This is a genomic window from Amycolatopsis iheyensis (assembly GCF_024703995.1).
Classification (GTDB): domain Bacteria; phylum Actinomycetota; class Actinomycetes; order Mycobacteriales; family Pseudonocardiaceae; genus Amycolatopsis; species Amycolatopsis iheyensis.
Map to the genome: position 1 here is coordinate 17,492 of NZ_JAMXQV010000007.1, position 13,519 is coordinate 31,010.

14 protein-coding genes are annotated in these 13,519 nt (G+C 62.1%); 8 read left to right on the top strand and 6 right to left on the bottom strand.

Annotated features, from left to right (window positions below):
* Positions 1 to 38: 38 nt before the first annotated feature.
* Together M8542_RS14450 and M8542_RS14455 are read right to left on the bottom strand one after the other, a co-directional pair.
* Entirely contained in the window at positions 39 to 2,282 is a 2,244-nt protein-coding gene (locus M8542_RS14450; protein ID WP_257920654.1) for a protein kinase domain-containing protein, read from the bottom strand.
* A 289-nt stretch (positions 2,283 to 2,571) separates the two neighbouring features.
* Complete coding sequence (locus M8542_RS14455; protein ID WP_257920655.1) at positions 2,572 to 3,702, bottom strand: hypothetical protein; 1,131 nt, start codon at positions 3,700 to 3,702, stop codon at positions 2,572 to 2,574.
* A 264-nt stretch (positions 3,703 to 3,966) separates the two neighbouring features.
* Here M8542_RS14455 and M8542_RS50360 point away from each other — a divergent pair, with 264 nt between their 5' ends.
* A complete protein-coding gene (locus tag M8542_RS50360) occupies positions 3,967 to 4,206 on the top strand; it encodes a helix-turn-helix domain-containing protein (RefSeq protein ID WP_257920656.1) in 240 nt (79 codons plus the stop codon).
* Positions 4,207 to 4,215: 9 nt separating this feature from the next.
* Here M8542_RS50360 and M8542_RS14465 read toward each other — a convergent pair whose 3' ends face one another.
* Positions 4,216 to 4,929 carry a 5-formyltetrahydrofolate cyclo-ligase gene (locus M8542_RS14465; RefSeq protein ID WP_257920657.1) on the bottom strand — a complete coding sequence of 238 codons (714 nt, stop codon included), beginning with the start codon at positions 4,927 to 4,929 and terminating at the stop codon, positions 4,216 to 4,218.
* 18 nt (positions 4,930 to 4,947) lie between these two features.
* Entirely contained in the window at positions 4,948 to 6,102 is a 1,155-nt protein-coding gene (locus M8542_RS14470) for a helix-turn-helix transcriptional regulator (protein ID WP_257920658.1), read from the bottom strand.
* Between the two features lie 222 nt (positions 6,103 to 6,324).
* Between M8542_RS14470 and M8542_RS14475 the strand changes: the two genes are divergently transcribed.
* The 6 genes from M8542_RS14475 (at position 6,325) to M8542_RS14500 (ending at position 9,877) form a co-directional block, all read left to right on the top strand.
* Complete coding sequence (locus M8542_RS14475; protein ID WP_257920659.1) at positions 6,325 to 6,600, top strand: hypothetical protein; 276 nt, start codon at positions 6,325 to 6,327, stop codon at positions 6,598 to 6,600.
* Between the two features lie 2 nt (positions 6,601 to 6,602).
* Positions 6,603 to 6,746, top strand: a complete 144-nt coding sequence (locus M8542_RS14480; protein WP_257920660.1) for a hypothetical protein — start codon at positions 6,603 to 6,605, stop codon at positions 6,744 to 6,746.
* Positions 6,743 to 7,033 (top strand): hypothetical protein, encoded by a 291-nt coding sequence (locus M8542_RS14485; protein WP_257920661.1) that lies wholly within the window; start codon positions 6,743 to 6,745, stop codon positions 7,031 to 7,033. Before M8542_RS14480 ends, M8542_RS14485 begins: the two co-directional genes overlap by 4 nt.
* A 71-nt stretch (positions 7,034 to 7,104) precedes the next feature.
* The gene (locus M8542_RS14490) at positions 7,105 to 8,163 is read left to right on the top strand and encodes a Gfo/Idh/MocA family protein (RefSeq protein ID WP_257920662.1); all 1,059 of its coding nucleotides are present in this window, start codon (positions 7,105 to 7,107) and stop codon (positions 8,161 to 8,163) included.
* A complete protein-coding gene (locus M8542_RS14495) occupies positions 8,160 to 9,413 on the top strand; it encodes a DegT/DnrJ/EryC1/StrS family aminotransferase (protein WP_257920663.1) in 1,254 nt (417 codons plus the stop codon). The genes M8542_RS14490 and M8542_RS14495 overlap by 4 nt, the downstream gene beginning before the upstream one ends.
* Positions 9,414 to 9,424: 11 nt before the next feature.
* On the top strand, positions 9,425 to 9,877 hold the full coding sequence (locus M8542_RS14500) for an NUDIX hydrolase (protein ID WP_257920664.1): 453 nt from the start codon (positions 9,425 to 9,427) through the stop codon (positions 9,875 to 9,877).
* A gap of 184 nt (positions 9,878 to 10,061) precedes the next feature.
* On the opposite strand, the gene M8542_RS14505 is transcribed toward M8542_RS14500, so the two are convergent.
* Entirely contained in the window at positions 10,062 to 10,451 is a 390-nt protein-coding gene (locus M8542_RS14505; RefSeq protein ID WP_257920665.1) for a hypothetical protein, read from the bottom strand.
* A gap of 680 nt (positions 10,452 to 11,131) precedes the next feature.
* Between M8542_RS14505 and M8542_RS14510 the strand changes: the two genes are divergently transcribed.
* On the top strand, positions 11,132 to 11,479 hold the full coding sequence (locus M8542_RS14510; protein ID WP_257920666.1) for a ribbon-helix-helix domain-containing protein: 348 nt from the start codon (positions 11,132 to 11,134) through the stop codon (positions 11,477 to 11,479).
* 103 nt (positions 11,480 to 11,582) lie between these two features.
* Here M8542_RS14510 and M8542_RS14515 read toward each other — a convergent pair whose 3' ends face one another.
* Positions 11,583 to 12,143 (bottom strand): hypothetical protein, encoded by a 561-nt coding sequence (locus tag M8542_RS14515; protein ID WP_257920667.1) that lies wholly within the window; start codon positions 12,141 to 12,143, stop codon positions 11,583 to 11,585.
* Between the last annotated feature and the right edge of the window lie 1,376 nt (positions 12,144 to 13,519).

Genomic DNA, 13,519 nt, shown 5'->3' on the forward strand with positions numbered 1-13,519 from the left:
ATTATCGCCCTTCAACCTTGGAAAGTCAACGCATCTAGCTAGAATAGCCGACCTTGTCGCCGATACACATTAATAAGATTTTGCATGCCAAATATGTCCTGCGCGTGGTCTGCCAGCTTAGTGCGCTTATCATTGTCTCGTACACCCACAATGAAGACCCACATCTCCCAAAGACCAAGATGCTTTCTTGCGATATCTCCACCCAGTTCACTACCCTGGCGCGTCGGCGATTCCTCCCGGGATTTACTAACCCAGTGCTCGACCTGCCGGTAGCCAGGCGCTTTCGGGGGACAATAGACAATAACCTGCTGAGGCTCTAACCCAGCTCGCCGAGCCAGCTCTTGTTCCATCTTATGCCGACCATGAGGGGAAATTAGGTTCTTAGCTTCAAGCCACGCATGCTTGTCGTTGTATGCGTGCTGGTCACGCGAATTCTCTGGAAGGAGTACTGCTCGATAAACACCGCGCGGCAAGATACGATTCCTAACCTGACTAGCACTCCACGTGACAACTGGCTTCTGAGAAGTAACCAACCGCTGTAGGAGCGTTTCGTCGCCGAGTTGCTCGATATCCTCCTCGCGCAGCCTTCTGGACCCTTCCGTTGCGTGGAATAGCGCCTTCCCTAGAAGTGCAGATGCCGCAATCTTGGCACTGTGAGTATAGACCTTAAGAAAGAGCGCATAGCGCTCCTTCAAAATAGTTTCAACAGCGAATTCACGATCAATCCTCAGGCCATACTTGCCACCAATCAACGATATGAGTCGACTGTCGTCCGCATTTGGTGTTGCATGCAGCCGAAACTGACGGAATATCGCACTGTCAACTTGATGCTGCAGTCCGCAGAAATACGAATCTCGGTCAATATAGTCGAGTACATCTGCACCTGCGACGCTCGACACCAGCTCCGAGTGGAGTGAACCTAGCTCCTCTCCTTCAATGAACTCATCAAGCAAGAGACGCCCGGACTCACTCTGCTTCAGCAGCTTACCCACCTGAGAGGTCGACTTTCCTAGCAGCCTACCTGCACGAGGACGATTTTGATCATGCCTTTCAAAGATTCCCAGCTCGTCTTCGAGCGTGTGACCGAAGGGAATGTGAGTTATATCGTGAGTTAAGGCATAGAGTCGCGCCGTTAGGCGAATCTCCGGCTCAATGCGAAGACCGTCACGCTCTTCAATGGTATGCAAGATCTGTTCGGTTCGCGCAAGACAGCCGAGCGAGTGACTTAAGCGCGAGTGTTCAGCGCCTGGATAGACGAGATTGGTCAGTCCCAACTGCTTGATCGATCGAAGGCGCTGCATCTCAGGTGTATTGAGAACTTTGTACTCGTACTCCGTTATGCGAATATCTCTATGAATCGGATCTCTAATAACGAACGGAAAATCGATCTTCCTGGTTCCGCGAAGCAAACTGAAGTTACTGCCGTTGACTTCCGAGAGGATAGCTTCCGCCCGGGCGAGCGCCTCAGTGGCGGTAGGCCTGCGCGCATCATCCAATTCCAGTAAATCAGCAACCCAGCGAGACACTCGAGGCAGCACATAAGAGTTCTTTTCCGAGAGTGGCTCGAGTGGCTGGTTGAGCTGCGCCACTCTAAGCGCAGCAACGTCATCATACCGAGTCACCGACCACGGAAACTCTCCTGACAGCATCCTGTATGCCATGACACCGACCGCGAAAACGTCGTGACTTGGGTTAGCGAAGCCAGGATTGGCCAGCTTGGCCGGGGGACTGAACCTCGCCGCACCGACCCGCCAGAACGAATCGCTAGACCGCATCTGCGAAGTGCCAGCCTGCTTGCAAAATCCGAAATCAATAAGGGCAAGCTTCATCCCTATTGGATCATGAATGACGTTGGCATCCTTAATATCTCGATGCACGAAGCCGCTCTCATGAACATGCGCTAACGCCGACAACAGTTGAGACAGGAGCTGAAGCGTCTCAATATCGCCGTACAGGCGTCCAAGCTTATGATTATCCTCAATAAGGTCTTTTAGGGGACTTCCTGGCGCGAGTGACATGACGAAGTAAGGAAGACTGTCATATTCCCCCGAGCCTAGCAGCGTAGGAATAGCACGATGATCGAGGAGACGCAGCGCATCTTGCTCAACCTCAAGTCGCTCAAGAGTCGGTTCGCTATGCGTGGTGCAAAGTTTCAGCGCCCCTCGGCGGTCTTGGCCGGTAACCTCATAGACTGTGGCGAAGTCTCCTCGGCCGAGCTCTCGCTCTACCGTCCAGTCATCAACCTGACGAGGGTGTGTCATGTTGAGCTCTCCGTTCGCCAACGTGCGCACAGTACTGCATTGGAAGTTGCCAGCAAGTACATCGTCGGCGGTTCACACAGAAGTTACACATAAGGGCCAGGTTGCTACAATCAGTTGCAACCCCTTGTGGTACACCCCGCCATGCGGTAGTCGGACGAGGGACACATAGTCGAGTGCTTATCGCCCGAGGGTAACCGAGAGTGCAGGGGCGGGTTCTTCTGCGCTGCTGAGACGCCTCCAGCCACCGCTGGCGATACGAGGCGCCTTACCAGCACCGACACCGATTGACCTGGCAGTTGGTGCACGGTTGCTAGCGCTTCGAAACGACGGCCGCGAGATTACCCAGCCTAAGCTCATCCTCGAGTACCCACACGAACGCCACGCCAGCTCGCGGGAACACCCAGCCGTCAAACCCGACATCGATCGTCCTGGCCGGCGCCGTCTTCGGTGATCGTTCGACCCGAGACACGTCCGGGCTCGCGAAGTAGTCCAGCACGTTGACGTATCGGATGTCGGCCTGCCCGTAGTTGAGCTGGACGTGCAAACCTTTGGTCGGCCGAGGCAGATCGAGGTACAGCAGGTGACCGTGGCGCTGGAGGACGATCCGGTAGGTGTATGAGATCGTGACTTCGTTGCCGTTCGTCGCAGCTTTGCCGATCGCGACGGTGTACACCTGCGCACCGCGGCGTACGTTCCGGCGAACAGGCCGTTCCTCGCCATCGACGGCGAACTGGACGAGCTCGAAGGTCTCCTGTGAGCTCGCGTCGAGAGTCCCGACCCTCTCGAACATCCACTGGCCGGCGACCGTTGGATCGCGAAGCAGCTCCCGGTACTCGGCCTGGTCACTGGTGCTCACGAAGCGAAGGGTCGAGTTGGCTGGTCGGACCTCATACTCCCAGCGGATCGTGGCGACGAACATCGAGTCCTTGCCCTTCGCAGGGCCACCCTCCCAGGGACTGAGCGACACTGACACGTCGACGTTGCGCCACCGCTCTGGCGAGCGGATGACCTGTTCGCGCAGGTCAGCGTAGGCATCACGGGCAAGTTCAGCGTCGCCCAGGCGGAGTCCGATCGCGTTCGTGGCGATTTTGTCGAGCGTCCCGTTCGACGCGATGCTCCGCATCGTCTCGGGTTCGAACGCGAAGCTGTCCAACACTACTTCGCGGATGGCCGGCGCCTCTTGCCGGATGGCGTGGCGAAGCTGTTCGTTCGTGCGGGCCGCGGTCTCCTTGCGCGCGTAGTACTCGAAGATGACCGCGATGACACCAACGCTCAGCAGCGCGCTGCCGACTTCACCGGTCGGCCACCCGACGAGCCAACTCAGAATCGGGACTGTATCGACGCTGTGCGATAGAGTTATCAGGGCGATTCCGAGGAGCGCAGTCACCAGACCGGCGAGCCGGAGCTTGGTCTTGTAGAGCTGGTCAAGCAGATGATTCATCTGCGACTTATTGTAGCAAGCTTTGTTTTCCTGTTGAATAGCAAAACGCGAGGTCCTGGACGAGTACAGCGTCCAGGACCTCGCGCTTCTCGGTCTGCGCGGTTGGTTAGCCGCCGGTGCCACCGCCGCCACCACCGCCGAACGTGGTCTTCTGCATGTCGTCACCTCCCGCCAAAATGCGCTGGTGAACGGCCGATTCTCTCGGCCGACGGCGACAATATCCTATTTTGGGATATTGGCAAGGGTTACGGTCCGCTACCTTCCGTGGACAAGTCGATCTACTCCGCGGAGTACCAGCGGCTCTGCGCACTCCTTCGGGAGCTGCGTCTGGAAGCTGGGCTGACGCAGGTCCAGATCGCTGAGCGGCTGGATGAGCCGCAGTCCTTCGTGAGCAAGTATGAGGCCGGCGAGCGCCGGCTCGACGTCGTCGAGCTGCACCACGTGGCCACGGCAATCGGCATCACGCTGGCAGCGCTCGTTGAACGCTTAGACCTGGCTCGGTGAACGGGCGCCTTACGCGCGCTGCTCTTGTTGAGCCGCAAGCACCGGAATGGAGCGGATCTTCTCCTCGCTGAGGTGCTCCCAGATGATGCCCGGTGGCCGCGGCGACGGCTCGCAGCGAATCATCTCGTCCGGCGTGATGATCAGGTCGACGCGGAAGTCGTGCTCCGTCTCGGGCAGCTCGTCGTCGACCACCTGCAGCTGGTGCACGGTCGTCACGATCGTCGTGTGCGGCCCGAGCAGTCCGACTTCGGCCAGCAACCCCATCTCGATGTCAGAGAAGCCGGCCCCCTTGCCGATCCGGACGCCGCGGCGATCGACCGCGACCGTCCCGCACACCACGATGTCAACCGGTCGCATGGTGGCCGGGCCGACAGTGGGTGCGATCTCGGCGGCGCGCTTACTCGCCGCGGCATCGACGCCGACCTTCGCGGGGTCTAACTGGTAAAACGGCTCTGGTGTCGCGATCCTGGGGACGGCCATGTAGAGGAGCTTCTGCTCGCGGAGCGCTGCTTCGCGAACGGGTAGTTGCGCCTTGTCGGGGTTGGCCTTGACGACAGCGGCTCGACGCCAGACGTCCAGCTTCTCAAGGCGGTGGGCGGCAACGTTGGCTCCGACGAAGCTGGGGATGTGTCCAGCAGCTCCAGGCGGTGCCACGGCATCTGCCCGGTCCAGCGCGGCCCAGACCCGCTCGCGCACTGCTCGCTTGCCCGCCTCAACGTCCATGCGTCAGTTGTACCCGGTTCAGGGTGAGGCAATCAGCGTGAAGAGCCGATCGTTCAGGTCCTGTACAGATGGCTCCTGGCGCCACGGGCGGAGCTTGCGACCCGCTTCGAATGCCAGCGTCAGTCCACCGCCGCCACGGGTCGTCTCCAGCGCATCGATCGCCTCGTGGAGCGACGTCGTCGCGGCCTGCAGCTCGCCCCGCTGGATGTAGGAGAGCGACAAGTTACCCAGCACGATCGCCTGCGACTTCTTCTTGTTCTCCAGCGCGCTGGCCGCCGGCCGCAGAATGACTTCGGCCTGGTCCGGCAGCCCGAGGAACAGGTAGCAGGAACCCGCCATCCGATCGATCTCGGCCGACGTCAGGTAGTCGGCGGCCAGGTCGACATCGTGAACCCGGTCGAGCTGAGCTCGAGCGTCGTCAAGTGCCTTGTCGCAGGCTGCGCGCTCACCGAGCATGGCGTTCGCCTCGGCGACGTGCAGCAGCGCCAACCCCGCGAGCGCCGGACTGGCGTCCGCAGCAGTATCGGCGGATCGCTGTGCGTCGAGCAGCCCGTTCTGCGGCGCCTTGTCGCCGTAGAGCGACAGAAAGCTGATCCGCAGCTGAGCGTAGGCCTCCGCGACTTTATCCCCACCACGTCCAGCTGCTTCGACGGCTTGCTCAAGGTAAGTCCGTGGCGTCCGGTGGTCTTGGCGCTGCGATGCATCCCAAACCAGCTGCGCCATGAGGATGGCGCTCTCCGCTTCGAGAACCACTAGCTCGCGCCGATCTCGCGTCGCCCGCACGTTCCGGCGCAGGTACCCGATTTGCCCGTGGTTTTGCGACGCGATCGCAAGCAGGCTGGTCGACGGCGCTGTGTCGTAGTCGCGCTGTACGTGTTCAAGACACTGCCGGAGGCTAACCGGCGTCGGGTTCTCCATCCAACCGGGTGGGCCTGCAGACCCGGATGCTTCGGATGGCCGTACCAAACCGTCGACGAGAAGCGCCTCGAGCTGGTCCGCGCTGATGCCGAGCAGGCGGGCAAGCTTCGGCCGCTTGTAGGGCAGCGGCTCGGTCTTGCCCGCCTCCCAGTTACCGACCGTCTTGACGTCGACAGCCAGCGCCTCGGCCAGCGCCTCTTGGGTAAAGCCAGCTGCTCGCCGCGTCCGCGCCAGTTCGTCGCGCTTGGCGACCATGTGCACCCCTCCGTATACGGCCCGTATCGCCTGGCCACATTACCGCAGGTCAGAGCCTGTGGTTGGGGTTCTTCTTCGCCAATTTTCCCGATCTTTTCCCTGGGATCGGGCCGGGCGGCCGACCAAGGTCAAAAGCGGCATCCGGCGTCGAGGTGGGCGCCGTCCTCCAGGGCGCCACCGGCCGTTCTTCCCCCGACGGCCGGGCGAAGCCCTCGGCGTCGGATGCCGTCCAAGATCGACGACGAGACGGACGGAGCGGTCATCATGGCCGTACGAACGATCGACCTGCACAAGAGCCCACGAGTGTCCTGTGCTTGGCAGCGACGGCTGTCGACGGTCAGCGAGCGGATCCCGAAGCCGACCCACCTGTACAGCCTGATCGCCCTGACGTTCGTGCTGCACAAGCCGGATCCGGCCACGGGTGAGTGTGCATGCTGTGAAGCGGTCTGGCCGTGCGACATCGTTCGGCAAGCCTACCGACTGCGCGAAGGTTTCTAGCCATGGCGGACGCCGCCATGACGATCGCACGGGAGATGCGCCACCTCTCCTGGAAGCCCGGCGGCGTTAAGCGGCTCCGCGCTGCCATCCACCGGACCGACTCCAGCATGCGCATCCTCGCCGACGAGCTCGAACCTCCGTCATGACGGTCCGCATCTACCTTGATCTGGACAAACTGCACCTGGTTGTCCGCGGACTGCGGCACCGCGCGCGACTGGCGCGCGTACCGAAGGCCGGCGACCAGGTGACCATGCTCTGCGGCCTGGTCGACGTCGTCGAATACACGATCGAAGCTGAGAAGCCGGTCAAGACCTGCTGGACCTGTGACCTGCACTACCGGCGCGGCCTCGGCTTCACGATTCCGCCGACTCATCCCGGCTTCAAGGCCAGCGAGCCCTCTTCGCGCAAGCGGCGGTATACGAGCGAGTCCTGACTCGCCTCATCAACTCGCACAGGTTCTGGGCGCACCCCCACGGATTTACCTTTTCGAAAGGAGAGTTCTGTATGCCGGAGGTATTGCATCCGGTCCAGCCGCTTGCCGGACCCGTCCCACCGCCGATTCAGCCCGGGACCCGGCTTCGGGCTGGCGTGGTCGGACTCGGTAAGCAGGCGACCGAGGATCACCTACCGGGGCTACTGGCTGCTGACGACGCCGAGCTGGTCGCAGTCTGCGACGAGAACGCCGACGTCGTGCGCGAGCAAGAATCCCAGTTGGAGGTCAGCGGGTACGGCGACATCCAGGCCATGCTCTCAAGCGAGCAGCTGGACTTCGTGGTGGTCTGCGTGCCGCACAGCGCCGGCCGGAAGGTTATCGAGATGGCGGCCGAGCGCGGCGTGCACATCCTCAAGGAGAAGCCGTTCGCCACGTCGCTCACCGAAGCCCAGGCGCTGACAGCGCTCTGCGAGCGCTCGGAAGTCGAGCTCATGGTCACGCTGCAGCGGCGCTTCAACCCGATCTACACCAGTTTCACCCAGCTGGCGGACCAGATCGGCACCCCGATCGTGGTGGACGCCGCCTACACGCTGCACGTCGACGATCCGTCGGACGGCTGGCGCGGCCAGAACGAGGTCGCCGGTGGCGGCTGCATCATCGACATGGGCTACCACCTCGTTGACCTGTTGCTCTGGTACTTCGGGTTGCCCGACCGGATCCTGGCGGACACCTCGGCGAACGCCCGGCCGGATCGCAGCTACGACGCCGAGGACACGGCGCTCATCCACTTCAGCTACGACAGCGGCCTGTACGGGTCGCTACTGCTGTCGCGGTTCATCGGGCCCAAGAGCGAGAAGATCCAACTGGTCGGCAGTCGCGGCATCGTGCGGCTCGAGCGCGGTCGGATTCAGCGGATGACCAACGACGGCAAAATGGTCGAGTCGCTGGCTCGTGAGCAGGCCTGGCCCTCGGCCGCCACCTCGCAGATCAACCACTTCTGCCACGTCATCCGGGGTGACCGGCTGAATCTGAGCAGCCCGCGGGACAACATCGCGCACCTCGCATTCATCGCCGCCTGTTACGAGTCCGCGGGGGCTGGCCGCCACGTCAATCCGAAGGAGCTCATGTGACCAGCAAGCTGGCTCTGCTCGGCGGCCCGCCGACGATCTCGGCGCCGGGGCCGCACTTCAGCTGGCCGCCTATGGACGACCGGACTGATCTGCGCGTTCTGGCGCAGTTGCAGCGTTCCATCTCGATCTACGACCGATCGGGCGTCATCGCCGAGCTGGAGACGGCGCTCCAGGACTACTTCGGCGTCCAGCACGCCGTACTGACCAGCTCCGGCACGGCCGCGCTGCACTCGACGTACGCGGCCGCCGGCATCGGGCCCGGCGACGAAGTCATCGTGCCCGCTTACACCTTCCTCGCCACGGTGACGCCGCTCCTGCACCTCGGCGCCATCCCCGTACTGGCTGATTGCGATGAGACGGGCAATCTGTCGGTGAGCGACGTCGCCGCCAGGATCACGCCGAAGACGACGGCGATCATGGCGACGCACATGTGGGGCATCCCGGCCGACCTGACGGCCCTGCGTGCTCTGGCCGACGAGCACAACCTGCTGCTCCTCGAGGACGGCTCGCACGCCCACGGCGCCGCGGTGGCCGGCCAGAAGGTCGGCAGCGTCGGGAACATCGCCGCCTTCTCCATGAACGGCCCGAAGCCGCTCTCGGCGGGTGAGGGCGGCTTCGTCCTGACCGACGACGACGAGGTCTACTACCGGCTCCTGCTCTTCGGTCACTACAACAAGCGCTGCAAAACCGAAATCCCACCGGATCACCCGCTGCACCGCTTCGCCGTCACCGGCCTGGGGCTCAAGTTCCGGATCCATCCGCTGGCCGCCGCGATCGCGCTGGTGCAGCTGCTCGATCTTGACGACTATCTGGTGGGACGCGCCGAGCTCGCTGAAGTGCTCGGCGACGAGCTCAGTGACACGGAGGGCATCTCCGTGCCGAAGCTCCAAGGCGACGTCCGCTCCGCCTGGTACGGCTATCCAGTGATCTACGCGGAGGAAGAGCTCGACGGGCTCCCGATCGAGCGGTTCTACGAGGCGCTCCACGCCGAGGGCCTGATCGAAGTCGACCGGCCGGGCTCGACCTGCCCGCTCAACCTGCTGCCGCTCTTCCAGGATCCGCGGCCACTGTTTCCGTGGCATCCGAACGCCAACCAGATCCGCTACGAGCCGGGCCAGTTCCCGGTCGCCGAGCGTCTGCACGCCAGAACGCTCAAGCTGCCGGTCTGGCACAGGCAGCAAGACATCTCCCTCGCCCGCCAGTACGCGGCCGGCTTCCGTAAGGTTGTCGGCCTCCACCACGAACTCTAGGGGATAAGGCATTGGTCGACTCGACACTCCTGACGCAGCTCGCCTCGGAAGCCAGCGTCGCGGGCATCCAGCAATTCGTCGTCGGCGCCGTCGTCCAGTCGCAAGGCGAGGTCTTGCTGCTCCGCCGGCCCGAGGACGACTTCATGGGCGGGCTCTGGGAACTGCCCAGCGGCAAGGTTGAACCCGGCGAGGCGCTCGACGCGGCGCTGATCCGGGAAGTCAAGGAAGAAGCCGGACTCGACGTCTCGAAGATCCAGCGCTACCTCGGGAGCTTCGACTACACCTCCGGCAGCGGCAAGGCGAGCAGGCAGTTCAACTTTGCCGTCGACGTCGCCGCGACAAAGCCAGTCGTGCTCCAGGAGCACGATGTCTACCAGTGGGCCCAGCTCGACAGTGAGCTGCCGGTGACCGATGCCGTCAAGACGGTCCTGAAGGCGTTCGCCGAAACTGGCCAGGCCGACTAGCTGGAGGTTTCACGCAGCGACACAACGAACGTACCCATCTGAGCATCGCCACTACGCCGTCGGCGGTGCCCGAATACGCGGGCACTCGTTTGGATATTCAGCGCAGGGGACGTGAGCCGGGCGAGGCCCGGGGCTGCTTGTTTCAGCCCCGGACCTCGCCCACCTTCCTCTTACGCCGCGGCTATCAGGTGAGGCGCACTCGGCCAGCCTGCCAACGGCTCAGCCGCAGCAGTCCAACCAAGCCCACCAACGCGGCGCCGGCTGCGGTCAGCGTTACCGATCCGGCGAGCAAGATGCCGCAGATCACGGCACCGAGCACCACCAGAAGCAGCACCGAACGCCAGGCGTGCTTGGCATCGCCGAACACCACCTGGCGGAGCAGCTCCCAGAGCGGATGCGGAACTCCCACCGGCAGGACGTTAGGCCACGCTGTCCGGCAAGCCGGCCCGAGCACCATGCCGGTCGGTTCAGCCTCCACCACCGGCTCCGCCGCGGCCTCGAAGAGCTCGTCGAAGCCGACGAGGTTGGAATCCTTGGAAAATGTGAGCCGATCGGGGGATCGTTGCTCTGGCACGTCGCTACCCCGCGGCGGTAACGTCGACATGTTCGTTGCCTCTCTCGATCTTTGCGTGTCGGATGGGTCTTGCGGACAACTACGCGGCTCCCAGTGACAGCTGGGAGCCGCGTCTGCGTCTCATGGGTTACCCCAGGCGACGCAGACGCCATCTTGGCGGAACCGACACGCTTACCGACGAGTAGAACGACCTTGAGCGCGAAGAATGCGCCAACCGGTATTCGTCGAACGATGAGCGGTCAAACCGGTGATTGTGTGTAACTAAGCCCTGATTAGACCCCATCCGAAGGCATCTATTTCACTCTTTCGTGTGCCGCGACTACTCGTCTTCGAATCAGCTTGGACAGATACATGACACCGTCGACACGTTAGAGTGAATGCGCTCAGATGATCTCCGATCGCTGCTGCGGCGGGTGATCAGGAGGTGCAGACGCCCGTGCAGGTGCAGTGGAGGGTGAGGCGTGCGAGTGCACAACCGACGTCTTGGCGCCAGGTGCGCCTCCCGCGTCTCGTCGTGGTTTTTACATCGAGCGCGAACAGACGGTTGTACTTCGTCGGCTCCTGAGTGATCAATAGGGTTGCGGCTAGTACGCGCTGGTCAGCGACTCGTCGGGGTCCTGCGGCCTACCAGACGAACCATCCCGGTTCGCCGGCCGCAACTCACCGAGGAGGCACTCGCTATGAGCGAGCCAACCCCAGGCGCAGGTCAGCTCAGGACGCTGGCCGTCCGCATCACGGAGGATCTCCGGGCTCAGCTGGACATCGTCGCGCAGCTGACCGAGCGCAGCACAACCGAAGAGATCCGTCTCGCACTCGAGCACTGGATCGAGAAGACCAAGGCCGACCCGGTCATTCTTAAGAAGGCCGAGGCAGTCAGGGCCCAGATCGAGCGCAAGGCGCAGACGGAGCGAGCCGCGATCGCGGCCATCTTTGGCGGAGCGAGCGCAACGACCGGCAAGACTCCGGAAGCCGGCACAGGTGCCAGTCAGCCCTCGCCCCGTCGCGGGAAGGCGACCACCGGTGAATAACCGAGCCATCTGAAACGAGTGGCTCGACAAGGTGGAGTCTCTGTGGTGATACACCTGATTCACACGCAGAGACTCCACCAGTTTCAACTATCCATCGCCGCAATCAAATTTTTGGCGGGCCAACCCCGAGCCAGTCGCACGCGCAATCCGGAAAGAAACTCGTATATACTGGAATCTGCACCGTAGGATCCGGTATCGCTGCCGGATCAACTCCCAGCGCCTTGGCGTCAGATCGAGCCAGCTCGGTATCCCAACCCGTTGTCGTAAACCCTGGGTAGACGCAGCCGCCATCGCAGTGTGGATGCACAGTCATCGACTTCATCACCTTGGCACGGACATCCGGTTGACTCAACAGCTCCGGCTGCCTCTCTTCATTCCATAGCCCTCGATCGCCGCCGTATTTCATGAGCGCGTCATAATCCCCGATTTCAAGCTCGTGGTAGACCTTCTTCACGAGCTCGGGATTCTCAACTGCGCAGCCAGTATCGTCGGTCAGCGCGGGGCCAGATGAGGGCAGCTCGATCGGTCCGGGCGTCGCAGACTTGCATTTGTTGATATCGAAGCTGACGCTGATCGACGGACTCGATGGTGTCGCGCCGGATCCGGTACCACCTCGCGCCGAGCACGCCACAGCAGCAACGAGCACGAGTGCCGACAGGAGCACCCGACCCATACGAACCTTCAAGATCTTCTCCAGACGTGAGATTCAGGCTAGCTACGGCACATCGAGTCACTCGGAGCGGAGGAGGTCAGTTGCGGCGGAGTACCTGGCCCAGCTGAATTCGTGTAGAACGACGTCTTATCTGACCTACCCATCGAGAGGAACGGGCCGACGGTATACGTCTTCTCCGACTCGCCCGCGGTCGCGTATAATATGTCAAGATACCATTTATAGTTCCCGCTGCAGCTCAACGCATCGACTCTTACTTCAGCAGACTCTGTCTTCGTTACGAAAAAGGATCGGCCAAGCGGCTGAGCATTAGGAGTTGACGTCGCCGCCTCGGGCGCACCGACTAGGCCAGCATCGACGAACGTCCCGGCGTCAAGATTCAGATTAAATACACGCTCGTACGTATCACCGCAACCTCCCTGCGGCGTGTAAACCCATCTTGGCGCAGTCGCGAGCGTTTCAATACGTGGCCGGATATCCTGAATGTTCGTTGGCCGATCATCGACCCCACCCAGAAGAAGGTGTAGGTGCCCCTCTTTCCACGCCCCTCCGCCGGGAGCGCTAGCCGCTTCTTCACGCGGATCTTCGGCAACGAAGGCCGTGATGTCTTGCCCTTCGGATGACATCGCGACACTTGTTGCAGCGTCGCATCGATGTCCCGAAACCGAGCGAAGTGTCGGCCACGATCGAGTCACACACAGCCTGTCGACGCATCCATTGGCTGGCGGAACTGGAACTGACGCCTGAGTAGACGCCGGAGAGGAGGACTGCGCCGCCAGCGGGCTGGGCGGAGGGGTAGCCGATGAGTCTGACGCTTGAGACGACCACCAGATAGCACCACCGCTACCCGCGGCAGCAACAAGAACGATCGCGCCACCAAAGGCGAGCGCCCGCCGTCGTGGCTTGCCACCTCGCGGGCGGGTTGACCTTGGCGCTTCAACAATCTCGCCAGGAGTAGGCGCGGAGATCGAGCGCGATTGCGCCGCATCCGGCTTACCGCCTGTACCCGAAGACGCCGACTCGCCCAGCATCACGCGAGGCTCGTCCGCGAGGGGCACGCTCGTCGGATCGTCATCCGAGGCAGCACCGTCGATTGCTAAATCATCAGGGGACTCGAAGCAACTGTGGACTATCTGCTCAGCCAGTGCAGCTATCGCACTAACTTCCCCTCTTCTCCGATAAGTATTGGGGTCATCGATACCAGCAAGCCTGCTAGCCATCTGGCGCAAGTCGCCCGTTTTAGTTGGGTCCAACTTACCCCGAAGCGAATGCTGATCCGGAAGAGCTTTATCGACACCAAACAGGACTGCGAGCTGGGACCGGTACGGATCCGGAAGAAGACTGATTGCATATTCGAGCAGCAGTCCCAC